The sequence below is a fragment of the Candidatus Ancaeobacter aquaticus genome, assembly GCA_030765405.1.
Classification (GTDB): Bacteria; Auribacterota; Ancaeobacteria; order Ancaeobacterales; family Ancaeobacteraceae; genus Ancaeobacter; species Ancaeobacter aquaticus.
On sequence record JAVCCP010000040.1, the window covers coordinates 88613 to 113914 of the forward strand.

Below are 25302 nucleotides of genomic sequence, written 5' to 3' on the forward strand. Positions count from 1 at the left end.
TTCACTTTTACACTTGACAAATGTGCGTGTATGGAGTACATTAATACCAATGTGGAGAATTGTGGTGTAAAGTGGTTAATTTCTAAAGTTAGGTGATATCATGTATTACGGAGAATACAAACACACATGTGACGAAAAGGGGCGGATATTTATTCCCGCAAAGTTTCGTGTGATAGCTCAGGGGACTTCTATAGACTCGTTCTATATTACCCGTGGCTTGGAAAAATGTTTGTTTGTATATGAAGAAAGTGAATGGGTTAAATTAACTCATAAGTTTAAGGAATTGCCAATGACGCAGGCGAAATCGCGAGCGTTTACCCGACTGTTCTTTTCAGGTGCCTATGAGGCAACATGTGATAAACAGGGTCGTGTTAATATCCCTGCACATTTATTAGAATATGCCTCACTAAAAAAAGAAGCAGTAGTAATCGGCGTATCCAATAGATTTGAAATATGGGACGAGAAAGCGTGGAAAGGTTTTTACGATCAGTCACTCGCAAGTTATGAAAAGATTGCGGAGGAGCTGGTAGACTTAGGAATTTAATTGCCGAACGAAAGGAGGCGATTATGACAGTTTGCAGCAGGGCTGTTTTAGGGGGGTTGATAGAATTTTGTGAAGAAGTGAAGAATGCGCATAGGCCATACGGTATGGTGCAGGATCGTCAGAGCTCTGGAAAAGCAACTAAAAGAATTGATGCGTATGATTTTAGCAATGACATGTCTGTTCCTGATAATCTTATGGAAGAGCTAAAAAGAATACGGTCAATGAATGGTGATCCTTCTCGCTTAGGATATGATCCGATGCTTATAAAGTTGTATAAACATGAAATGAAATTAAAAAAAGATCATTTAATAATAAAGGTGTAAAACGTGCAATGTCATAAGCCAGTACTTTTAGAAGAAAGTGCGACTTACCTTAATGTGCATGCCGGTGATGTTATTGTTGACTGTACACTTGGTTTGGGTGGGCACGCGGAAGTGATCCTTGAAAATATAGTTCCTCATGGCGTATTAATAGGAATCGATAGAGATACGAGCGCTCTTCGAGAAGCGCAAAAACGGTTAGAAAAATACACAAAGAATTACCGGGTTTTTCATAGCAATTATGCTCGTATCGATGAGGTTGTTGCTTCATCCGGGTATGATCAGGTTAATGGAATACTTTTAGATTTAGGAATGTCATCGTATCAGCTTGACGGTTGCCGCGGATTTTCGTTTCAGCGCGATGCCGCACTTGATATGAGAATGGACAGTGATCAGGAGCTATCAGCAAGTGATATTGTTAATACGTACACGAAAGAGGAATTAAAAAAGATATTGAAAGAGTATGGTGAAGTTAAGTCGGCAGGAAGTATCGCCGAAAAGATAATCCGCAAGCGTGCTAAAGGAGAAATAAAAACAACATTTGAATTATTGGATGCACTGCACATGAGCCCAACATCACGAGGTAAGACGAAGGTGCATCCGGCGACAAGGATATTTCAGGCACTCAGAATAGCGGTTAATAATGAACTGGCAGGAGTAGAGGAGGTATTACCAAAAGCGATTAATCTCTTGGTAAAAGGCGGAAGAATTTGTGTTATTTCGTTTCATTCGCTGGAAGACAGAATCGTAAAAAAGACTTTTGGTTATTTTGCGGCAAAATGTGTTTGTCCTGTTGATTTTCCCGTGTGTATTTGTGAAAAGCGACAAGAGATAAAGATACTGACGAGGAAACCCGTTGTTCCCGGGGACGAGGAAATATATGGTAATCCGCGAGCACGTAGTGCCCGAATGAGAGTAGCAGAAAAATTGTAGAGGAGATGCACAGTGGCCAAAAATAGATATGTCAAAAGAAGAGTGAATACGAAAGAAGGCTACAAAACTGGGTTTGCGAAAAAATTCACTATTCTTTCAATCATAGGGGTGTGTCTTGCACTGGCATATTTGTGGCAGCATACGCAATCTATACGTCTCGGTTATGAATTGCGTGAAAAGGAGCAAACGCTAGCAGTGCTTAAAAAAGAAAATCAGTGTCTCCGATTAAGAATTTGTCAGCTTAAGGCTCCTTCTCATATTGAAAAGGTGATATCCCGCTTAGGGTTAGACCTCGTGTATACTAAAAATTGGCAGTATGTGTATTTAAAACCCGCACAGATTGTGAATGATAAAGTGAAGGCAGTTGTTCCAAACCCAAAAGTAGCATCAGCAAACAGAAGTAAGAAAATTTCATTCAAACCAACTACATCTAATAAAAAGTTTGAAGGGTAACGTCATGACGTTACAAATATAAAATGAAATTGAGAAGTTTCCAAAACCGATCCCGGTTTGTTTTTATTGTCCTTTCGCTCCTTTTTTGTGCCCTCATTGTTCGTTTAGTCTTTGTTCAATATATCTATAATGATATTTTTTCATCAAAGGCCAGAAAACAGCATACGATGAGTATTAAGCTCACCCCGAAACGTGGTGAAATTTATGATGCTAAGGGCAGGGTGTTAGCAATGAGTGTTCCTTCAATATCAGTTTTTACTGTTCCTCAAGAAATAAAGGATATAGATGTTACGGCACAAAAACTGAGTAGTCTTTTGGATGTTGATATAGATCGAATAAAAAAACAATTATCAAAAAATAAAACGTTTGTCTATATTAAGCGAAAAGTTGAGAGAGAAAAGGCTCAAAAATTGAAGGAGCTTGATTTAGCTGGTATTTATTTTCATGAAGAAAACAAAAGGTATTACCCAAATGGTTCTCTTCTTTCACACGTTTTAGGTTTTGTGAATATTGATAATGAGGGACTTGAAGGAATAGAACTTTCGCTAAACAGATATCTTAAAGGTGCGCCCGGCTTTAGGCTTTCAGAAAAAGATGCTGCCGGAAGAGAAATAATTCCCCATAGATTTCGTGAAGTACTTCCACTTGATGGTAATGATGTTTATTTAACTATAGATGAAGTCATTCAGCATATAGCTGAAACGGAATTAGCAGCTGCGATAGAAAAATTCAAACCAATCGGAGCCTCTGTTGTTGTGGTGAATCCAAAAAATGGCGATATTCTCGCGATGGCGAATTGGCCCACATATGATCCAAACATGTTTTCTGAATCGGATCCGAGTCAGAGGAGAAACCGTTCTGTAACAGATTTTTTTGAGCCCGGATCAACATTTAAGACAATTACGGGTGTGTCGGCACTGAATGAGGGTGTTGTTACGCTAAGTGATCGTTTTTTCTGTGAAAATGGAGCGTGGAGGGTATCAGGACACACGCTGCACGATTCTCACAGCTACGGCAGTTTAACCTTTCAAGAAATTATCAAGGTATCGAGTAATATTGGTATTTGTAAAGTTGCCAAACGCCTCAAAGAGAAAATATTCTATCGCTACATGAAAGATTTTGGTTTTGGGGCACGAACAGGAATTGATTTTCCGGGTGAGGTAACGGGTATTTTACGTCATCCGAAACACTGGTCAAAGTTATCTATGGCGGCTCTTCCAATGGGACAAGAGTTAACGGTTACACCTCTACAGCTTACAATGGCGTATGCCGCAGTGGCAAATGGCGGAATACTTGTTAAACCGAGACTTATTAGGAAAATAGCTGCTAAAGACGGGACGGTTATGAAAGAATATCTTGCACGGCCGGTTCGTAGAGTTGTTTCTCAAAAAGCAACTCAGGATATTACCACTGCCTTAAAAGATGTTGTGGGGGTGACAGGTACTGCACGTAGGGCGCGGCTTGAAGGATATAGTATCGCCGGAAAAACTGGAACAGCTCAGAAGATAGGTCCTGACGGGAGGTATTCCCATACTGATTTTTTTGCTTCATTCATAGGGTTCGTCCCTGCTGATAATCCACAGGTTGTTATTCTCGTGTCTTTAAATGAACCGAAACCTCATTATTATGGGGGTGTAGTTGCTGCTCCTGCATTTAAGAATATAGCCGCACGCGTTTTAAAGTATCTGAATGTAACTCCGGTAGACAAAGAACCTCATGCCCTCACTAAAAATTAGCGCATAGCGGGTAGCGTTTAGCGGATAGATTTTACGTAAATAATTTTTACTATACGCCATACGCTAAATGCTATACGCTATTAAAAAAGGGGACGGTCCCCTTTTTTTATGCTAGTATCGAGCTATTGGGAACGAGGGATTCGTAATCATTTGCCATGACTTAATCATTGGCAGTTATATATAGGTCGTACGGTATGCTTTTAAGGGAACTTATTAATGGGCTTTCCACACTAAGTGTTTCTGGTAATTTAGATATAGACATAACAGGGATTTCATGTGATTCCAGAAAGACTTTTGACGGGGATGTATTCTGTGCTATTCGTGGGTATAATAGCGATGCACACAGATACCTAAAATATGCTATATTAAAGGGAGCCTCTGCATGTATTGTTGAAGAAGTACCTGATGGGTTTCCTGATACAGTTACCATTATCAAAGTACACAATACGAGAGAAGCGCTTTCTTATGTTGCTCATTGCTTTTATGGGAACCCTTCACAAACATTTCCTGTTATTGGTATTACCGGAACAAACGGGAAATCGACTGTTTCATATCTTATTGCTGATATCTTAAAGAATGCCGGGTATCTTCCCGCTGTTATGGGAACACTCGGATTTTCTGTTTCTAATAACCGGAAGACACTTGCAAACACAACACCAGGATCACTTACGATAGCTCGTTTAATGAAAGAAATAAAAGATGCGCGTGGAGATGTTCTTGTTATGGAGGTGTCGAGTCATTCTTTGATGCAAGATCGAGTGCGGGGAGTGCAATTTGACGCTGCTGTTTTCTTAAATATTACCAATGATCATCTTGATTTTCACAAAACGATGGATGAGTATCTTATAGCAAAATCGCGCCTGTTTGATATGCTCGAACTATCATCTAAGAAAAATAAGGTAGCAGTGTTGAATTGTGATGATCCTGCCGTATGTTCTTTGCTTCCCAAAATTAAAACCGATATTATAACATTTGGTTTTTCTCCTCGGGCTCAAGTCAGGGCTATCAGGATAAAAATGGATGCTCGCGGTACACGATTCACTCTTGTTTTTTCGGGAAAAAAGTATGATGTTTGGACATCTCTCATTGGTGGATTTAATATATCGAATTGTCTTGCGGCATTTGCTGTCGGCATTGGTATGGGGATTGATCTTAAGATCATGATTGATGCTGTAAGAAATTTCATACCTCCGGCAGGGAGAATGATGAAGGTCCCTTCAGGAAAGAATTATTCTGTAATAGTTGATTATGCTCATACCCCTGACGCTCTCTCTCATGTTCTAACTGCTTTACGTGAGATTGTACGGGGACGGATTATTCTTGTGTTCGGTTGTGGAGGACAAAGGGATATTCATAAACGTGAACTTATGGGGGCAATTGCGGGCACGTGCGCAGATATATCTATTATTACCAATGACAATCCTCGACAGGAAGATCCGCAAAAGATTGTTTCCGATATTAAAAAAGGTTTTGATTCTCTATCAAAGTGTCGCTATGAGGTCATATTAGACCGAGAGAAAGCAATATATGATGCTCTTTCTCTAGCGAAAGATAATGATATTGTTGTTGTTGCCGGTAAGGGGCATGAACAATATCAGCTGATAGGAGATGAAAAAATTCCATTTGATGACGCCAACGTTATAAAGCATTGTTTAAAAAATATGAATGTACACATAAAAAGAGAAAAGAGTTTTATCTAAAAAATATGAAAGAATATACGATTTCTACCATTGCACAAATAACAGGGGGAAAAGTAGTATACGGTGCTCCTTCCCAGAAAGTATCATCCTTTTCTACCGATTCAAGAACGATATCTCCTGGTAATTTTTTTATCCCGATAAAGGGTGTTCATTTTGATGGACATGCGTATATCAAAGAAGCAGTAAAACGCGGTGCTGTGGGATACGTTTTTCAGGACCAAATGCATGATCAGACCGTGAGCGATCCATCAGTAGCTGTAATTAAAGTGGATAATACGTTAGTAGCATATGGAGCTATGGCCCATTATCACAGAATGCATTGTGATGCTTTAAAAACGATAGCCGTAACAGGAAGCAATGGGAAAACGACAACAAAAGATATGATCGCCACATTACTGAGCGCGCGATATTCGGTACATGCCACGTCTGGAAATTTTAATAATCTTATAGGTGTTCCGCGTACATTGTTAGACATCGGAGAGGATGTCCCGTACGCTGTTTTGGAGCTTGGGATGAATGCACCCGGAGAAATAAAAGCATTAAGTGAGATGGTGTTTCCAGAAATTGCTGTTATTACAAATATCGGATGGGCGCATATTGGTGAATTGGGAAATGTTGATCGTATTGCGGATGCCAAAGCTGAAATAGTCAACGGATTACAACTAGATGGGGTGCTTGTAATCAATAGAGACGATGACTACTATGAGTATATCTCTTCACGCGTAGAGCAAAAGATAGTTACTGTTGGCGTTAATAACGATGCCGATTTTTGTGCCTCTGATATTCAGTGTCGTGGGGATATGATTTCATGTATGGTGCATATAAAAAAGAAAAAACAGTCTCATCGTATAGAACTGCCGATTGTTGGAATACACAATATATATAATTTTCTCTTTGCTGTAGCGGTAAGTTATATATGCGGTTTAGATTTTGATGATATATCATCCGAACTGGAACACATTGTGTTGCCTAAGATGCGCACCCAAATGTATACTTCGGATGGTGTTCTTATCATTAATGATGCATATAATGCAAATCCCTCTTCTCTTAAAGCGGCATTACGTATGATTGATACGATTACGGTGCCGGGAAAGAAAGTGGTTGTTTTGGGTGATATGCTTGAGCTGGGGGATTATAGCCATCAAGCGCATGTTGAGGCAGGCCGTGATGTTGCTGGTTCATCCGCTGAAGTTTTAATAACGGTAGGATCGTTAGCTCAGTTAAGTGTGGATCCCCTAAGTAGATTAAAATCATGTGTATGTCATTCTAATACTGAAGTTACCCGTACATTATCAACAATGCTCTGTGCGGGAGATCTCTTGCTGATTAAGGGGTCGCGTGGTAATAAACTAGAAGAAATTGTAACATCGTTACATAAATAGACGGCTTGATATGTAGGCTGATTGTGGAGGAGATATGCTTTACCATTTGTTGTTTCCGTTACGAGAATACTTCTTTGCGTTTAATGTGTTTAAATATATTACTTTTAGGGCTGCTTTTGCCAGTGTTACTGCAATGATAATTGTTATATTGCTGGGCCCTTTAGTTATCAGGATGCTTTACAGCATGAAGATCGGGCAGAGAATCAGAAAAGAAGAGTGCCTGAAATTATATTCACTGCATAAGGAAAAGGAAGGTGTGCCGACAATGGGCGGTATACTCATTATTGTCAGTGTTTTGTTTTCAACATTATTGTGGGCTGATATATTTAACCTGAATATAATAATTGTTACTGGGGCATTTCTATGGCTTGGGGCTATTGGGTTTTGGGATGATTATATAAAAATAAAAAAGAAACGGTCACTTGGACTGACAGCAAAAATGAAATTTTTCCTGCAATTGGTTCTTGCTGTTGCGATAGGTCTTATAATGGTGTTTTCTCCAGAGATGAAGCTCTATGGGACAGTTCTTACCGTGCCGTTTTTTAAAGAGGTAATATTTTATTTAGGTCCCTTTATCATTTTGTTTATAGCTATTGTTGTTGTAGGAAGTTCAAATGCGGTTAATCTTACCGATGGTCTTGATGGATTAGCGATAGGATGTGTTATCATTGCTTCACTTGCACTTGGTGTCATGAGTTATGTTACCGGACATGCTGCATTTGCTCGTTATTTACAGCTCATTTATATTCCGGGAAGTGGTGAGCTTGCTGTTTTTTGCGCAAGTATTGTTGGTGCGGGGCTTGGTTTCCTCTGGTTTAATTGTTATCCAGCACAAGTCTTTATGGGTGATACAGGGTCATTATCGCTCGGTGGTGCGCTTGGTGTTGTAGCAATATTAATTAAAAAAGAACTTGTTCTTTTTATTGTTGGCGGTGTGTTTGTGATAGAAGCATTATCAGTGATGATTCAAGTACTCTCTTTTAAGATGACAGGCAAAAGGGTGTTTCGCTGTGCCCCTATTCATCATCACTATGAGATGAAAGGTCTGGCGGAGCCGAAAGTAACTATACGCTTTTGGATTGTTGCGATAATTTGCGCGCTGATAAGTATTGCTGCCTTGAAGCTGCAGTAACTGTAGTATGTAATCAAAAAATATGAATTTGAATAATAAAAAAATATTAGTTGTTGGGGTAGGAAAAAGCGGAATTGCAGCTGTGCGATTGCTGCAACAAAGAGGTATTCCTGTTAAAGCAACTGATAAATATATATGTAAAAATACACGTATTCTAAAAAATGAGGGTGTTGAAATAGAAATTGGTCACATGAACTCCTCCTTCATTGATGATGTTGATTGCGTTATTATTAGTCCCGGTGTTTCTGATACATGCGAAGTTATCACATGGGCAAGGGAAAGAAAAATACCCCTCATAAGCGAAATTGAACTTGCGGCACATTTCCTAAAAGCTCCTCTTATTGCTGTTACCGGTACAAACGGGAAAACAACAACAACATCGCTTATTACTCATATATTTAATGTAAACGGGATAGATGCTGTTAGTTGCGGCAATATTGGATATCCGCTATCTACTGCATGTATTGAGCACTCTCAGTTAGATTATTATGTGTGTGAGCTCAGTTCTTTTCAGCTTGAGAGAATACATACGTTTACTCCGCACATTTCGGTTCTTTTGAATATTACTCCTGATCATGGTGACCGCTACGAGTCAGTACTTGAATATCAAAAAGCGAAGCTCAATATGTACCAGAATCAAGGAAGTGATCAGTGGGCGGTCGCAAACATTCGCTGTAAAGAAATCGTTCACCCTATTGTTACCAGAGATAGAATTAAAACATTTTATTTCGGGCTATCCCGAGACTCTCAAGCTGATATATTTTATGAAAATGATGCTATTATAATGTGTGTAGATGGCAATGAAACAGTTTTGTGTAATCGAGAGGACATAAAAATACCCGGACATCATAATGTAGAAAATATAATGGCGGCATTACTGTGTGCTTACATTGGAAAAGTCTCTACAGAGGGGTGCCGGCAAGCACTCAAAACGTTTTATGGGGTTACTCACAGGCTTGAATATGTTGATACCCTTAACGGAGTCCGTTTTATAAATGATTCTAAAAGTACGAATATTGATTCATTATCTGTTGCCATTGAGTCATTTGATATGCCAATTATTTTAATTGCCGGGGGCCGAAACAAAGGGGGTGATTTTGGTGTTTTAGGCGAGGCTATTAAAGAAAAGGTGTCTCATATAGTATGTATTGGTGAAGCAGCGGATGAAATAGAAACCAGTCTCAATGCATTTACAAACGTTGAGAAACAACTTACACTGAAAGCGGCAGTTAATAAAAGTTACGAGATTGCGGAGGCAGGGTCGGTGGTTTTGCTTTCACCGGGATGTGCGAGTTTTGATATGTTTAGCAATTTTGAACAGCGCGGGAATGAATTTAAAAAGTATGTAAAGGATATCGACGGTAGGATACATCATGCCGAGAGATAAGTAGTTATCGTGGAAAAATAATGACAGAAAGAGTAAGAGCTCTATGCAACGTGAAAGAATTTTGATTTTTATAATCGTTATGGTCCTTTTAAGTATCAGTATTATTATGATATATAGTACGAGTGCTATATATGCTGACAGTAAGTTTGGTGCTAGTAATTTCTTTCTTAAGAGACAGATACTATGGGTCATTATTGGTGTTATTGGTTTTTTTGTATGTTCTCAAATTGATTATCATTTTTTGAGAAAGTTCAGCAAGATATTATTGATAGTGTCAATTGCATTGCTTCTGGCAGTATTTATTCCGTATCTTGGTAGAACTGCAGGTGGAGCTCAAAGATGGGTTTCACTTGGTTTTTTTAGTTTTCAGCCCTCAGAAATCGCGAAATTTGCTGTTATACTGTATCTTGCTGATTTTCTTGACAGAAAAAGAGGTGAGGTCCGCAGCTTTTTTAAAGGATTTCTCCCACTGTGCTTTGTTTTAGGGACTGTATTGCTTTTAATTATTATCCAGCCTGATCTCGGGACGGTTATCGCAATAACACTTGTAGCTTTAATCATGTTCTTTATCGGTGGTATACGTATAGCACATATTGTTACGCTATTGCTGGCTTCCATTCCAGCCCTGTATCTGCTGATTTTTAGAGTGGCATATAGACGCAGAAGGATACTTACATTTCTCGATCCGTGGAAAGATCCCCAGGGAGCTGGTTTTCAAATTATTCAATCCTTTATTGCTCTTGGGTCAGGGGGGATATTTGGTGTGGGACTTGGTCATAGCATGCAAAAACTGTTTTATTTGCCTGAAGCACATACAGATTTTATTTTTTCGATACTTGGCGAAGAGTTAGGACTTATTGGTACATTATCTGTTGTGATACTTTTTGTCCTTCTCACCATTATCGGCGCAAAAATTGCCTATTATGCGCCTGATATTTTTGGGATACTTCTGGCGAGCGGGATAGTTTCGATGATTGCGTTACAATCAATTATCAATATTAGTGTTGTAACCGGCTCTGTTCCGACAAAAGGACTGCCCCTCCCATTCATTAGTTTTGGGGGTACGAACCTTGTTCTTATGCTCTGTGCAACAGGGATACTTCTGAGTATTGCAAAACAGAGTCAGCGGCGTATAGTAAGTGACCCTTTTGGTAAAAAGAACAATCGCATAGTAAATGTGTAAAATACCCTTGATATTCCCCTAAATTGATGGTATTATAAGCCAACGAAGTTCAAAGGGTGTGCAAATGAGATTATTAATCGCAGCTGGAGGTTCTGGAGGTCATATACTTCCCGGTATATCAGTTGCGCAAGCTTGCAGTAAAAGGTGGTCTCAGGTTGAAATTCTTTTTATATGTTCTAAAAGAGAGATTGAGAAACGTATTTATCAAGGAAAACAGTTTTCATATCGAAAAATAGGCGCGCGTCCAATCAGTGCCGGAGTATTTGGTAAATGTATTTTTATGTGGGCCTTCGTTATATCGTTCTTTGAGGCACTGGGAATTATACTTTCTTTTAAGCCTGATATCATTCTTGGAATGGGTGGCTATGTTAGTGCGCCTGTTGTTGTTGCTGGGTGGGTGCTCAGGAAACAGATGATTCTCCATGAACAAAATAGTGTTCCAGGCAAAGCGAATCGTTTTTCCGCGCGCTTTGTGGATACAGTGATGATAGGCATTAAGTCTGCAAAGAACCATTTTACTCATAATGATTTGCGGTATACGGGCAATCCTGTTCGGGATACATTGCTCAAGGCGGATCCTGATGATGCGTGTGTAAAATTTGGTTTAGAAAAAGGCGTTTTTACCATTTTGGTTGTTGGTGGCAGTCAAGGCGCTGAGGGGTTAAACCGTATTGTTCTTGATGCATTAGAACAAATGCATAAGAAAAAGATCAATTTTCAAGTGATACATATGGCAGGCAGGACATGCCAGGAAGTTAAAACTCGTTACAAGGAGTTATGTATTAACGCATATTGTGAAACATATTTTGATGATATCGGACTTGCATACGCAGCCTCCGACGTGGTGGTGAGTCGTGCTGGAGCAAGTGCAATCACTGAAATAACCTTGTGCCGTAAACCTTCAATCCTTATCCCTTATCCGTACAGTACAGACGCACACCAGGAACAAAATGCATTGCACCTAGTGAATGCTGATGCGGCAATAATGGTTAAAGAAAATGATCATGCCGCAACTCAATGTGTAGATATTTTGTGTGACTTATACACACATCCAGATAAAAGAGAAATGTATGCAAAAAATTGTGAATCGCTTGCAGAATATGATGCAGATAAAAAGATTGCTGAAACTATACACGTAATATACGCAGAAAAAAGAAAAAATGTTAAGTACGCATAAAAGATATCATTTTGTAGGACTTGGCGGCATTGGTATGAGTGCCATCGCTGAAGTCCTTCTTGCGAGGGGATATCGTGTTAGCGGGTCAGATATTGTAGAAAACGGAAACCTAATGCGCTTACGCAAGGCAGGCGCAGTTGTTTTAATAGGCCACTCTGAAAATAATATTCCTGACTGTGATGCGGTTATAGTGTCCACTGCCGTCTCAGAACATAATTCCGAAATATCTGCGGCGCGTGCGCGTGGTATTCCTGTTATGCATCGTTCAGATCTGTTGCATGAAATTTGCCGGGAGTCTTGCAGTATAGCTGTTGCGGGTACCCATGGTAAAACAACTACAACAAATATGCTTGCACACGTTTTAACGTATGCACAATATTCTCCCTCGGTTATTCTCGGCGGTATTTCACTGAATTTTAATAGTAATGCACAAATTGGTAAAAGTGATTATTTTATATATGAGGCTGATGAAAGCGATGGCACACTTCTTACATACACTCCTCAATATTCAGTTATTACCAATATTGAAGAGGACCATATCGGATATTATAATAGTCTACAGGAGATCTGTGATGTCTTTTCATCTTTTATGGACAATACATCGAGTATTAAAAACGTTTACTGCTGTCTAGATTGTCCTAATGTTAGGCATCTTGTTGAAGGCAAAAATGGTTGTGTCTCGTACTCTGCAGAAGGCGTAGCAGATGTGTATGCTACTGACATTGTAACATCTGATACATATAGTTCATTTAACGTTATTTATTATGGACATATCCTTGGAGAAATACTACTTTCCCTTGCAGGTATGCACAACGTTTCTAATGCACTTCCTGTTATTGCATGCGCACTCGATCTCGGTATTACTTTTGATATTATTCAAAAGGCTCTTGCAAGTCACCAAGGGACTTCACGGCGAATGGAAACACTATTTGATGCAGAGGGGGTAAAGGTAATAGACGATTATGCTCATCATCCCACTGAGGTAAGGGTAACACTTTCCGCAATAAAAAAAGAGACGTTCGGGCGCACTATAGTGGTATTTCAACCTCATCGATATTCTAGGCTGACTTATTTTTTTGATGATTTTGTATCAGCGTTTTCTGGAGCTGACATGGTATTTATAAGTGATGTATATAGTGCAGGCGAGGAGCCGGTAAATGAAATAAACTCTCAAAGTCTTTGTACTGCTATGGCAAAGGCAGGGGATAACAATGTTACGTATCGAGCTGCTATTGATGAAATTGTAAATGAATTACAATCTATTGTACAAGAAGGAGATTTAATAATATTTATGGGTGCAGGTGATAGCACAAAACATGCGCGTAGATATGCAGGTATGCTCGATGAAAAATTTCGCCCATGTGTTGCATCAACCGCATAAGTTTATGTATGGTATTCCTATAACTTTTTATAACATAATGTGATAGGGGGGGCGTATGAGAAAGCATGATCGTGATATATTTTTTAAGCTGGTGAGAGGGAAAGTTCTTTTTAATGAGCTTTTGAGCAGACATACCAGTTTTAAAATTGGCGGTCCGGCAGAAATATGGATCGAACCGGCTGATGTAATAGAGTTACGCCTTATACTTACCTATGCGCGGATGAATTCGCATCCGGTATTTATTATTGGCAATGGATCAAATCTTTTGGTAAGCGATAATGGGGTGACAGGTTTTGTTCTAAAATTATCAGCGCATGAATTTAAAAAGATCGAAGTTGTTAACGAAACGGTTGTTGTTGGCGGTGCGGTACAGCTGTCACATCTTATTGAGAAAATGTGTAGTTTAGGATTGAGTGGCTTGGAGCCATTTGTTGGTATTCCCGGTTCAATAGGGGGGTCAGTCTTTATGAATGTAGGTGCCTGGGATGCACAGTTTGGAGATTATGTTCAAAGTGCTACCATCATGCAGTCAGATGGCAGCATTGTTAATTTAGATAAGGATGAGCTTGGCTTTGAGTATCGGACCTGTAAAGGTATTGAAACCGGTATCGTGCTTGATGTTGTGCTCGATCTTGCAAAGGCTAGTAAAGAAGAGATAGAAAAACGATTTAAAAAATATAGTGATGCCCGCACAGATAGTCAGCCAAAAGGATCGAGTGCAGGGTGTGTTTTTAAGAACAATAATGAAATTCCAACCGGACGGCTTATTGATAAACTTGGCTTGAAAGGAACTCGTATTGGCGGTGCAGTCGTATCTGATACGCATGCAAATTTTATCGTTAATGACAATCAAGCGACGGCCCGTGATGTTGTTGACTTGATGAAAAAGATAAAAGCGCGAGTATTAGAAGTTGAAGGCATACATTTAGAACCTGAAATAAAATTTATTGGAGAAGGAAACTATGCGGCATTCTAAGGTGGGGGTTCTTTTCGGGGGGAGTTCAAGTGAGCGCGATATTTCTTTGCGTTCAGGAGATGCTATTGTATGTGCCCTTAAAGAAAGAGGATACGATGTCACCGGTATAGATGTTGATACAGATCATGTTGAGGAACAACTCTTAACCGCTGGTATTGATGTTGCATTTATTGCGCTTCATGGGAGATATGGCGAGGATGGAAGCATTCAGACCGTGTTAGAACGCCTTAATATTCCCTATACTGGTTCAGGGCCAGAGGCAAGTTCTGTAGCGATTTGTAAGGTTAAGACAAAAGAGGTACTCGTTAATAACAATATCCCAACGCCACGTTACGAAGTCATTACCCACGGTTCTGGAAAATCTAATATTGCCCGTTTACTGACTGATTTTAGATTTCCACTTGTCGTGAAACCGTCATTGGAAGGATCAAGCATTGGGCTCTCGATTATTCAAGAATCGCAATGTATTGATCATGCTTTAGAAAAGGCATTCTCGTATGAGTGTGATGCGCTGATCGAAGAATATATTGCGGGTAAGGAAGTCACGGTAGGGGTGTTAGGGGAGAGCGCATTGCCGGTCATTGAAATAGTGCCTAAAAATCAATTTTATGATTATCATGCAAAGTATACAAAAGGTATGACAGAATACCTTTTGGTAGATGACGCTCGTCAAGGGGTATGGAAAATCATAAAAGATATAGCATTAATGACCCATAAAGCTATCGGATGCGAACATTTTTCTCGTGTTGATCTTATAATAGGAGATGATGGCATCCCGTATGTTCTTGAAATCAACACTATTCCTGGATTTACTGAGACATCACTCTTGCCGAAAGCTGCTCGAGCTGATAAAATGTCTTTTGAGGATTTATGTGAACAGATTCTACAGATGGCGCTCACAGAAAAACGTGATAATGCATCTATGGCAAATATGGGAATGCGCCATAAAAGGAACTAATATATATGAAACGCAAGCAAGGGGTAAAAACTCTTAAATATCAAAGATCACGCAAACTGCATCTACTCTTAGATGCCAAGAGTAATCGTAAAAAGAAAAAAAAGGGAGATGATGCTTCTCACGGTCTTTTTCCAAAAATTATTCTTGGGGTGACATTTATAGTTATATTCGTATGTGTTAGCGTGTTTTTGGCGCATAGTGTTGTCGCGTTTTTTATAGAAGATGATGATTTTAAAGTAAGAACATTGTATGTTTCCAATAACAGTATCTATTCTAACGATGAGATTGCGGTATTTTCAGGGATTCTATCAGGAGAGAATATTTTTTCCGTGGATCTTACTGATGCACAAAAAAAACTTGAAGACCATTCAAACATAAAAAAGGTCGAACTTACAAAACAATTTCCGGATTCTGTTCATATAAAAGTATATGAGAGGGAGCCTGTTGCAATACTTTCTGTTGGGAAAAAATATCTTATTGATGAAGATGCTGTGCTTTTGTCCTGGGATAGGCGTTGGAAAACCGAGCTTTTACCGTATCTTATAGGCGTTAGCAGAAAAACACGTTTTAAGGATAAGAGGCTTCATTCGTATAATCTGACTGAAGGGTTACGACTTATTGAGCTATATAATAATTCACCTATGAAAACTGAAGTTTCGATCAGTAAAGTTGATATTCAAAACAGCAATGAAATAATATTTTATACCGATGAAGACTTTGTTTTCAAGCTTGATGCTGGGTGCGGTAAGAAGGCATTTGAAAAACTTTATTCGGTGTATACTGATTTGAAAGAGAAGCGTAAAAGACCATCAATTATTGATGTACGCTTTAAGGATGTTGTGGTGTTACCAAAAGAGGCATCTAAAAGGTAAAACAGGGGTTGTATTGCAACTCCCGAACACTAATATTAATAAATATATGTGAAACATATCGAATGGGAGAAATAAGAGTATGGGAAAAGATGTTGGGGTCATAGTTGGTCTTGATATCGGGACAACAAAAATATGTGCTATTGTTGCAGAAAATGATACTGAAGGACATCTGCGTGTAATTGGTATTGGGTCTGCCCCCTCAAAGGGGTTAAGAAAAGGTGTTGTTGTCGACATTGAAAGCACGGTTGAATCAGTACGGAAAGCAGTTGAAACTGCCGAAGAAATGACGAATATTGAAATCGAATCTGTCTTTTCCGGTATTGCCGGAGGGCACATAAAAGGATTTAATAGCCGTGGGACTATCCCTATTGCTGGTGATGCCGGTGAAGTTACGGAAGAGGATATAAAACGTGTTATAGATTCTGCTAAGGCCGTTTCTATTCCGATGGATAGGGAATTGATACATGTTATCCCGCAAGCCTTTATTGTTGATGGTCATGACGGTGTAAGAGATCCTCGTGGTATGTCTGGCGTTAGGTTAGAGTCAGAGGTACACGTTATTACCGGTGCTATTGCATCTGCGCAGAATATTATTAAAAGTATTAACCGGGCAGGGATAGAGGTAGAAGACATTGTATTGCAGCCTTTAGCGTCAAGTCTTGCGGTGTTGACCGAAGATGAAAAAAAGAATGGCGTTGTTCTTATCGATATAGGCGGGGGAACGACAGACGTTGTTGTATATGTAGACGGGGCGATTAGGTATACCAATGTTCTGGCAGTAGGCGGTGATCATATCTCCAATGATATCGCTATAGCTTTAAAAATCCCGGTTGGAAAAGCCGAGGAAATAAAAAAGAAGTATGGACATGCACATACACAAATGGTTTTACCGAATGAAAAATTTGTTGTACCCGGAATCGTTGGGCGCGGGGCAAATGAAATGCATAAAAAATACTTAGCTGAAATTATCCAGCTACGCATGGAGGAACTCTTCTCAGTGATAAAACAAGAGATCAAAAAAACTGAATATAATGAATATATAGGATCAGGGGTAGTGATTACCGGTGGAAGCGCACTGGTAAGGGGGACTCAAGACGTTGCGAAAAAGATATTTAATGTACCCGTACGCATAGGCAAACCTCATAACGTTGCGGGACTAATGGAAATTATGGATAGCCCTATATATTCAACGGGTGTTGGGCTGGCACTCTACGGAGCTCAGTATAGACGTGAAAACGATATGGGGAAATTTCGTGGGAGAAACATCTTTGGAAAAATAACTGAACGTATGCGAGATTGGGTGACAGAATACTTCTAAAAAATATAATGACAATAAATAATAAAGTGCAAAGGTGAAAGTATGGAAGAACAGACTCAAATATTAAGAATAAAAGTGTTGGGCGTCGGTGGTGGCGGATCGAACGCGGTAAATAGAATGATATCAATGGGAATTGAGGGCGTTGACTTTGCTGTAATGAATACTGATATTCAGGCATTGTCAATTTCGCCTGTTGCTGAAAGAATTCAGATTGGAGAGAAATTAACCCGCGGATATGGCGCTGGTTCGGATCCTGAGAATGGAAGACTGGCCGCAGAAGAAAGCGCGCTTGCAATAGCCGAATGTTTGGGTGGGTATGATCTTGTTTTTATTGTTGCTGGTTTTGGTGGTGGCACTGGTACCGGTGCAGTACCTGTTATAGCGAGAATCGCAAAAGATATGAATATTATGACTATAGGCATTATCACTAAACCGTTTAATTTTGAAGGCGAAAAAAGATACTCAAAATCAAAAAAAGGACTCGCTGTATTAGGTGAATATATTGATACCGTTATTATTATACCGAATGATCGTTTGCTTGAATTTGTTGATCAGGAAACTTCTCTTGATAGTGCATTTTCTCTTACCGATGATATTCTGGGAAACGGTATAAAGTCGATATCTTCACTGCTCTTAAAACCCGGTATGATTAATTTAGAATTTGCCGATGTAAAAACAATCCTTGCTGAAAAAGGCGGGACGTTATTGGGGTACGGTGAAGCTGAAGGTGCAAACAAAGAGGTTGATGCTATTGAAGCGGCTCTCAAGAGTCCTTTGATTGAAAAAAATGGGATTGTTGGTGCACGAGGCATTCTCATTAATTTTATGGGTGGAAAAGATCTTGCGCTTAAGGGTATCAATAGTGCTGTGGGGCTAATCAGTGAACTTGTCCACAAAGAAGCGAACATCATATTTGGCGTATCGGTAGACGAATCATTAAGCGAAAAAGTACAGGTGACTCTTCTTGCTGCTGGCCTTGATCTGTCCTATGATGTTGAATACTATGAAGAAGATAAAAAGATCGTTGACGGGAAAGAAGAGCCTGAACAAACAGTCATTAATTTTAAGACAAGTGAACGAGGGCAATTCGCGAAAATGGATGCAACTATTGTAAACGGTGAGGATTTTGACATCCCGACTTTTTTAAGAAGGAAAAAATAACTAAAAAAGTAAAGTATGGTAGCAGCTTTAAACTGCTTTATATTGTATAATACCTTAGATCTACCTTTTACCTTTTTCGTTTTTACTTTTTATTTTTTTCGCTTTGTTCCAAATCGCATCCATTTCGGCCAGTGACGCGTCTTCCAGTTTTTTTCCTTTTCGAGATAGTTCTTTTTCGATTGTTTGGAAACGACTCGTAAATTTTCTTATTGTGCCACGCAGGGCGCCTTCAGGGTCGAGGCCTAAAAACCGTGAGAGGTTTGCAGTAGAAAAAAGCAAATCACCGAGTTCATCATATATATGTTTTTTGTCATTTGTCTTAATAGCTTCTTTTACCTCTTGTAGTTCCTCGTCAACTTTTGCAAGCACTTTATCGATATGATCCCAGTCAAATCCCACACGGGATGCTTTTTTTTGTAATTTATGTGCTTTTTGGAGTGCTGGAAGCTTGCGAGGGACTCCATCAATAACAGATGGTCTTTTTGTACCATGCTCAGCTTTTTTTATTTTATGCCATTGTTTGAGAACTTGTTCGGCAGACGATAGGTTTTTGTCACCAAAGACATGCGGATGCCGCCGCGTAAGTTTCTCAATGAGTGTTTGTATAATATCATCAATCGTGAATTCGTTTTGATCCTCAGCGATTTGTGCGTGGAATACTACCTGGAGGAGGAGGTCTCCCAGCTCTTCTTTTAGTTTTGACATATCGTTATCGTCGATTGTGTCAATAACTTCGTAGGTTTCTTCAATAAGATATTGTTTCAGTGAAGCGTGATCCTGCTCTTTATCCCACGGACAGCCTTTTGGGCCGCGTAAGATCTTCATTACCTTAAGAAGCTCTTGGAAAGAAGTAGTTTTTTTCATAGTAAGTGCATTATAGCTTTTCTTTGTGTTTTGTGCAATAATATGTCACGCGATAATTGGTTCTCGATAGGTGTGCGAGCAGGTACAGTAATTTAGTTTTTTTCTATCCCCTGCGGGGACAATACCTAGAAAAATTTATTTATAAATTTTATGGGTGTGAACGATAAACGATTAACAATCCCCTACGGGGACAATACCCAGAAAAATTTATTTATAAATTTTATGGGTGTGAACGATGAACGAGGAAAATGGATAAAAGTCTAGTAGCTATAGTTGGAAGGCCAAATGTAGGTAAGTCTGCGTTATTTAACAGGTTAATACAAAAACGCAAGGCTATTGTTGACGGGGCCTACGGGGTAACCCGCGACAGAATATTTGGAACCGTGCAATGGGGGAAGAAAGTATTTCGCATTGTTGATTCCGGTGGGCTTGAGTTTGAAGATACTGATCATGTAAGAAAAGAAATGAGATCGCAAACGAAAGCCGCTATTGAAGATGCAGGGACGGTTATTTTAGTCGTTGATGTTACAGCGGGTATTATGCCTTTAGATAAAGAAGTAATGAATCTTCTAAGAAAAAACGGTAAACAGGTAATTCTGGCAGTTAACAAAGTAGATAATGATAAACTGGTAGCCGAAACACATAGCTTTCGTTCATTAGGAGTGGATGAGATTGTACCAATATCAGCATTACACGGACTAGGTATCGGAAAACTTTTAGACGCGGTCTATGAGTATGTGTCTGATTATGAAGAAATTGAGCATCACAAAGAGATCAAAGTAGCGATAGTGGGAAAGCCAAATGTTGGAAAATCATCGTTTGTTAACAGTGTATTAAGGGAAAAACGTGTTATTGTTGACGGGACTCCGGGAACAACCAGAGATGCGGTAGACACTGTTCTTCATTGGCGTGATCACGAATTTCTATTGATCGATACTGCCGGAATGAAAAGAAGCAAAAAAGTTGCCAATGCTCCTGAATTCTACAGCGTATCACGTTCCATGGAAAGCATTAAACGATCAGATATCGTTGTGTTGATTATCGATGCTGTTAATGGCCCAACCCTAGAAGATGCGAAAATCGCTGATATGAGCGTTTCCTCAGGGAAAGGTTTTATTATTTGTGTGAATAAGTGGGATCTAATGGGGCAGGTAAGTGTGAGATCCTATTCGAAAACGGTCTATGAAAAACTTAATTTTGTTTCATACAGTCCTATTATCTTTATGTCAGCTTTAAACGGTAAAAATGTATATAAGGTTATAGATAAAATATTGTTTGTAGATGAACAGCGTAACCTGAGTATTCCAACATCATTTCTCAATAAGAAAGTTACCGAAGCGCAAGAAAGGGTTCCTCATCCCTATAAGGGAAGGAAAAGATTTAAGATATATTTTGCGGCGCAAACACGGAAGAATCCGCCACTTTTTACATTTTTTGTCAATGACAGCAAAATGCTTATTCTTTCATATGAAAAATATCTTATTAATCAGATGAGAGAAAAGTTTGGGTTTGAAGGGGTACCCATATCTTGCAGATTCAAAAACAGAAGATAACTAAGAATAGGTAAAAAATAAGTTTAAATTAGTCTCAATTTCTATTGCAATATTCTTGCAATGCTACGAGTGCATTTAGGGAAAATAATGAATATTCTTCTACGCTACTTTACTAAAATACTCAAAGAAACAATACGGGCAGTTTTACCGGTCAGTTTGTTTCTTATTATGTTTCAGCTTTTAATATTGAGGGCTCCCATATACAATTTTATGTCAGTATTATTTGGGCTTCTTCTCATTACCTTAGGATTAATGATTTTTTTAGAAGGATTAAAGTATGGTCTTATGCCTTTAGGTCAAAGTGTTGGTTCTCTCCTTCCTCAGAAAACGAGTTTACTCGTAATACTCATTTTTAGTTTTCTCGTAGGGTACGGCGTTACCGTTTCAGAACCTGCCATTAATGCCTTAAAAATCGCTGCCGGTGGGAGCACTTTAGCGCCGCTCCAGAATAAGTTTCTTGTACCGTCTATCGGTGTTGGTGTAGGGGTTGCAGTTGTTTTAGGAATATTAAGAATTGTGCGTAATCTTTCGCTTGTTTTGTTTGTATTACCACTGGTCGTATTATGCGGCGTGCTGAGCTACTTTGCCCCAGCTGACTATCTTTCTCTTGCATGGGATTGCGGGGCAATAACAACAGGGCCTGTTAGTGTGCCTATAATTTTATCACTTGGTATTGGAGTTGCAACCGTTACAAAAGGGTGTGATCCTGCTATGGCAGGATTTGGTATTGTGGCTATAGCGTCACTTATGCCGATTATATCAGTATTAACATTAGGGATTGTTAGCTCATGGATGTAATAATATATATAGCCAAATCATTTTTTTCAGCAGTACTTATGATAGTACCGTTGGTAATGTTTTTGCTTTTTTATCAGATGGTGGTAATGAGGACTAAAGTACATGGGTTAAAGAACATATTAGTTGGTATTTTAGTATGTGTTATTGGACTTGCTATCTTTAATGAAGGGTTGATATTTGGGCTTATGCAGCTTGGGAGTCAAGTGGGAGGATCCATGAAACCACCACCGATAACTGCGATAATTACAATCGGTATTTTTACATTTATCTTAGGATATGGCGCAACCATGGCAGAACCTGCGCTACTTGCGACAGCTCTTCAAGCTGAGGAATTAACATCCGGAGCCCTCAAAAAAAACCTTTTCATTCAAGCGGTGGCTGTTGGTGTTGCCGTTGGTGTAACCTTGGGTATTTTGCGGTTAGTGTATCATTGGCCGCTTATGTATATATTGATACCATCATATTTGTTTACAATATTTCTTACGTTCGTTTCTTCTGCACGTACAATACCTATATCATGGGATGCCGGTGGTGTGACAACGGGACCTATTACCGTGCCATTGGTGCTTGCCTTAGGGCTTGGTGTTTCTGCCGGTGCAGACGGATTCGGAATCTTAAGTCTTGCAAGTGTTTATCCAATAATGTCAGTATTGCTTTTAGGTGTAGTGACTAGGAGGTCATAATATGTTATACGAAAAAAAGGATACGGAACTGATTACAGTTGTTATTCAACGCGGTTATGCCGATAAAGTGATTGATGCGGCGATTAAATCGGGGGCACAGGCTGCAACAACATTTTATGCACGTGGCACAGGTGTAAGAGAAAAACTTGGCTTTCTCGGTGTGGCAATTGCCCCTGAAAAAGAGGTTTTTTTTATCGTAATCGAAAAAGAAAAAACCGGTCAGGTATTTGATGCAATTATTAAAGCGGGAAAACTTGATCAGCCAGGTAATGGTTTTGTTTTTGTACAGGAAGTTGCTCGTGCATACGGATTTTTAGAAGAGGAATAAATCATATTTATGAAAGAATGTTTCTCATCGGACAGAGTTCCTCAACCGGTTGGTCCATATTCTCAGGCAGTGAAAGCCGGAAATTTTCTTTTTCTTTCCGGTCAAATACCAATAGATCCTGATTCTAATAAAATCGTTTGTGGTGATATAACTGATCAAACAAAATGTGTACTAAATAATATTAAGGGACTCTTGGAAGAGAATAATCTTTCACTAGAGGCAGTGATTAAAGCAACGATATATGTGCGTAATATGGAGCAATTTGTGCAGGTTAATGAGGTGTATGGATCCTATTTTACCAGTAACTATCCCGCCCGTGTTACCGTAGAAGTATCGAGACTCCCCAAAGATGTTGATATAGAAATCGATGCTATAGCACTGCTCTGACAACATATATGTTTAAATGAAATATAAAATAAATGTATACGCAAGAAGTATAAGTTTATACTATGGATATATAAAGATCACTGGTAAAAACTCGCTATAGGAGGGCAGCATGTCGCAATCATTTAAGAGAGAAAGAATGCTTTTTGATTTTAACAACATGATGGATAAGGCAATTGGGGCAGAGCATGGTGTTTCTCAAGAGGAATTGGAATCAATAATTCCATCGATCAACGATGCATTTGCGGAAATTGATGGAAAGAAAGATTCAAAGGAATTAGGTTTTGCAAAGCTGCCGTATGAGACCGATAATGCAAAAAAAATCGTTGAGATGGGTAAAGAGATTGCTAAGCGCAGCAACGATTTTGTTGTGGTAGGTATCGGGGGATCGGCATTAGGTAATATTGCTCTTCATAAAGCATTGAATCATCCGTGGTACAATCATTTGAGCAAGAAAGACAGAAATGACCGGCCACGCATATTTGTTACCGATAACATTGATCCTGATTTCCTAAAAAGTCTCTTTGATGTTCTTGACCTTGAAAAAACTTTTTTTAACGTGATAACCAAGTCCGGTGATACCGCTGAGACAATGTCAACATTCTTTGTATTTATGGATCATATGAAAAAGACATTTAAGGGAAAAGATATAAGTTCGCATTTTACTGCAACAACGAGTCTTACAAAAGGAAATCTCCTCAAAATTGCCCAAAAAGAAGGATTTGATATTCTTGAGATACCTGATGATGTTGGAGGCCGTTTTTCAGTGCTTTCTAATGTAGGGCTGTTATCGCTTGCAACATCGGGAATAGATATCGAGGAACTTTTAGCGGGTGCCCGCGATATGGATGAATTTTGTAATAATTCTGATATTTGGGAAAATCCAGCGCTTATGTCAGCTGCACTACAATATTTGATGTATCGTAAAGGAAAGCCAATGTCAGTTCTTATGCCATATTCAAACGCGTTGAAAGAATTTGCTGACTGGTATGCCCAATTATGGGCTGAGAGTCTCGGTAAAAAGGTTAATAAGAATGGAGACGAAGTTTTTGTTGGTCCTACACCGATAAAAGCATTAGGTGCAACCGATCAACATTCGCAGGTCCAGCTATATAGAGAAGGGCCTAATGATAAAGTAGTTACCTTTATCAGTGTCCAAAAACATAACGATGAACTGAAAATACCAAAATGTATCGAAAAAATGGATATAAGCTATTTGTGCGGGCATTCAGTAGGAGAGCTTTTGCACGTCGAGGAAAAATCTACTGAGCTGTCACTGACAAAGAGTTTACGTCCAAATTGTAAGATTACTATACCTGAGGTGCGACCATATTATTTAGGCGCATTAATATATTATTACGAACTTCAAACAGCATATGCCGGGGAGTTATTTAATATTAATACCTATGATCAACCGGGTGTTGAAGAAGGCAAGACATTCGCATACGGTGTTATGGGGCGTAAAGGGTATGAGGCAAAGAAAAAAGAGTTTGATGCGGCTCAGCATAATGATATCCAACATATCATACATTTCTAAGTGCTCGCAACACAAAAGGTTATAGATAATAATCAAGCAATCCCCCTATGTTGCTGAAAATTTGTATTGCTTTTTAGTGGGTGAGTTGGTTATTGTATAAGATTACAGAGATAGGATTTGCTTAGTGAATAATCAGTTTATGGAGGGCAATATGGGTGATTCAACTGGGGTGATGGAGTTTCAGTGTGTAAAAGAAGGGTGTAAAACCATGATTTCTTTTACCGTTAATGAAATGAGTAAAGATAAGAAACTCTTATGTGATGCATGTAAAAATGAGTATTCGTTTGATGATAAGCTCATAGAGAATATTCAAAAGTTTGATAACCTAATTCGTGCGGTAAAAGATGCTGAAGATATACTTGGCAGCACTAATGTCGCAATTGATATTGAAAATAACACTATCAAAGTTCCGTATCGACTTCTTTTGACGAGACTCAGCACTTTATTAACATTAAAGATTGGTGATGAAGAGCTTCATTTTCGATTTCGTGTAGAACCTCTCAAAGAAAATGAGTTTATGGTATTAAAATAATACAACTTCA

General features: G+C 39.1%; 25 protein-coding genes. 24 read left to right on the forward strand and 1 reads right to left on the reverse strand.

Annotated features, from left to right (window positions below):
* The first annotated feature begins 100 nt into the window (after positions 1-100).
* From mraZ to ftsZ, 17 genes are all read left to right on the forward strand, one after another.
* Complete coding sequence (mraZ, locus tag P9M13_04485) at positions 101-544, forward strand: division/cell wall cluster transcriptional repressor MraZ (protein MDP8262542.1); 444 nt, start codon at positions 101-103, stop codon at positions 542-544.
* 23 nt (positions 545-567) lie between these two features.
* Complete coding sequence (locus P9M13_04490; GenBank protein ID MDP8262543.1) at positions 568-867, forward strand: hypothetical protein; 300 nt, start codon at positions 568-570, stop codon at positions 865-867.
* A 3-nt stretch (positions 868-870) separates the two neighbouring features.
* On the forward strand, positions 871-1797 hold the full coding sequence (gene rsmH, locus P9M13_04495; GenBank protein MDP8262544.1) for a 16S rRNA (cytosine(1402)-N(4))-methyltransferase RsmH: 927 nt from the start codon (positions 871-873) through the stop codon (positions 1795-1797).
* Between the two features lie 12 nt (positions 1798-1809).
* Complete coding sequence (locus tag P9M13_04500) at positions 1810-2250, forward strand: hypothetical protein (GenBank protein ID MDP8262545.1); 441 nt, start codon at positions 1810-1812, stop codon at positions 2248-2250.
* Between the two features lie 23 nt (positions 2251-2273).
* Positions 2274-3986: a penicillin-binding transpeptidase domain-containing protein gene (locus tag P9M13_04505; GenBank protein MDP8262546.1), complete on the forward strand. Its 1713-nt coding sequence runs from the start codon at positions 2274-2276 to the stop codon at positions 3984-3986.
* Positions 3987-4180: 194 nt separating this feature from the next.
* Positions 4181-5686 carry a UDP-N-acetylmuramoyl-L-alanyl-D-glutamate--2,6-diaminopimelate ligase gene (locus P9M13_04510; protein ID MDP8262547.1) on the forward strand — a complete coding sequence of 502 codons (1506 nt, stop codon included), beginning with the start codon at positions 4181-4183 and terminating at the stop codon, positions 5684-5686.
* A 5-nt stretch (positions 5687-5691) separates the two neighbouring features.
* Positions 5692-7068 (forward strand): UDP-N-acetylmuramoyl-tripeptide--D-alanyl-D-alanine ligase, encoded by a 1377-nt coding sequence (gene murF, locus P9M13_04515; protein MDP8262548.1) that lies wholly within the window; start codon positions 5692-5694, stop codon positions 7066-7068.
* A gap of 34 nt (positions 7069-7102) precedes the next feature.
* The gene (gene mraY / locus P9M13_04520) at positions 7103-8200 is read left to right on the forward strand and encodes a phospho-N-acetylmuramoyl-pentapeptide-transferase (GenBank protein MDP8262549.1); all 1098 of its coding nucleotides are present in this window, start codon (positions 7103-7105) and stop codon (positions 8198-8200) included.
* Between the two features lie 22 nt (positions 8201-8222).
* Positions 8223-9587, forward strand: a complete 1365-nt coding sequence (murD, locus tag P9M13_04525; protein MDP8262550.1) for a UDP-N-acetylmuramoyl-L-alanine--D-glutamate ligase — start codon at positions 8223-8225, stop codon at positions 9585-9587.
* A gap of 43 nt (positions 9588-9630) precedes the next feature.
* Positions 9631-10770, forward strand: coding sequence for a putative lipid II flippase FtsW (gene ftsW / locus P9M13_04530; protein ID MDP8262551.1), 1140 nt, complete (start codon positions 9631-9633; stop codon positions 10768-10770).
* Positions 10771-10834: 64 nt separating this feature from the next.
* Positions 10835-11947 carry an undecaprenyldiphospho-muramoylpentapeptide beta-N-acetylglucosaminyltransferase gene (gene murG / locus P9M13_04535; protein MDP8262552.1) on the forward strand — a complete coding sequence of 371 codons (1113 nt, stop codon included), beginning with the start codon at positions 10835-10837 and terminating at the stop codon, positions 11945-11947.
* Positions 11931-13328: a UDP-N-acetylmuramate--L-alanine ligase gene (gene murC, locus P9M13_04540; GenBank protein ID MDP8262553.1), complete on the forward strand. Its 1398-nt coding sequence runs from the start codon at positions 11931-11933 to the stop codon at positions 13326-13328. The genes murG and murC overlap by 17 nt, the downstream gene beginning before the upstream one ends.
* 55 nt (positions 13329-13383) lie before the next feature.
* A complete protein-coding gene (gene murB / locus P9M13_04545; GenBank protein ID MDP8262554.1) occupies positions 13384-14304 on the forward strand; it encodes a UDP-N-acetylmuramate dehydrogenase in 921 nt (306 codons plus the stop codon).
* Entirely contained in the window at positions 14291-15262 is a 972-nt protein-coding gene (locus P9M13_04550) for a D-alanine--D-alanine ligase (protein ID MDP8262555.1), read from the forward strand. The genes murB and P9M13_04550 overlap by 14 nt, the downstream gene beginning before the upstream one ends.
* A gap of 5 nt (positions 15263-15267) precedes the next feature.
* Entirely contained in the window at positions 15268-16134 is an 867-nt protein-coding gene (locus P9M13_04555) for an FtsQ-type POTRA domain-containing protein (protein ID MDP8262556.1), read from the forward strand.
* A gap of 79 nt (positions 16135-16213) precedes the next feature.
* A complete protein-coding gene (gene ftsA / locus P9M13_04560) occupies positions 16214-17452 on the forward strand; it encodes a cell division protein FtsA (protein ID MDP8262557.1) in 1239 nt (412 codons plus the stop codon).
* Positions 17453-17494: 42 nt separating this feature from the next.
* Positions 17495-18613, forward strand: coding sequence for a cell division protein FtsZ (ftsZ, locus tag P9M13_04565; GenBank protein ID MDP8262558.1), 1119 nt, complete (start codon positions 17495-17497; stop codon positions 18611-18613).
* A gap of 60 nt (positions 18614-18673) precedes the next feature.
* Here ftsZ and mazG read toward each other — a convergent pair whose 3' ends face one another.
* Entirely contained in the window at positions 18674-19477 is an 804-nt protein-coding gene (gene mazG, locus P9M13_04570; protein MDP8262559.1) for a nucleoside triphosphate pyrophosphohydrolase, read from the reverse strand.
* A gap of 248 nt (positions 19478-19725) precedes the next feature.
* Between mazG and der the strand changes: the two genes are divergently transcribed.
* From der to P9M13_04605, 7 genes are all read left to right on the forward strand, one after another.
* Positions 19726-21030, forward strand: a complete 1305-nt coding sequence (gene der / locus P9M13_04575; GenBank protein ID MDP8262560.1) for a ribosome biogenesis GTPase Der — start codon at positions 19726-19728, stop codon at positions 21028-21030.
* Positions 21031-21117: 87 nt separating this feature from the next.
* On the forward strand, positions 21118-21828 hold the full coding sequence (locus P9M13_04580) for a DUF1538 domain-containing protein (protein ID MDP8262561.1): 711 nt from the start codon (positions 21118-21120) through the stop codon (positions 21826-21828).
* On the forward strand, positions 21819-22511 hold the full coding sequence (locus tag P9M13_04585; protein MDP8262562.1) for a DUF1538 domain-containing protein: 693 nt from the start codon (positions 21819-21821) through the stop codon (positions 22509-22511). The genes P9M13_04580 and P9M13_04585 overlap by 10 nt, the downstream gene beginning before the upstream one ends.
* A 1-nt stretch (position 22512) precedes the next feature.
* On the forward strand, positions 22513-22839 hold the full coding sequence (locus tag P9M13_04590; GenBank protein MDP8262563.1) for a P-II family nitrogen regulator: 327 nt from the start codon (positions 22513-22515) through the stop codon (positions 22837-22839).
* A gap of 9 nt (positions 22840-22848) precedes the next feature.
* Complete coding sequence (locus P9M13_04595) at positions 22849-23226, forward strand: RidA family protein (protein ID MDP8262564.1); 378 nt, start codon at positions 22849-22851, stop codon at positions 23224-23226.
* Between the two features lie 109 nt (positions 23227-23335).
* On the forward strand, positions 23336-24760 hold the full coding sequence (locus tag P9M13_04600; protein MDP8262565.1) for a glucose-6-phosphate isomerase: 1425 nt from the start codon (positions 23336-23338) through the stop codon (positions 24758-24760).
* A gap of 151 nt (positions 24761-24911) precedes the next feature.
* The gene (locus tag P9M13_04605; GenBank protein MDP8262566.1) at positions 24912-25292 is read left to right on the forward strand and encodes a hypothetical protein; all 381 of its coding nucleotides are present in this window, start codon (positions 24912-24914) and stop codon (positions 25290-25292) included.
* The last annotated feature ends 10 nt before the right edge of the window (positions 25293-25302 follow it).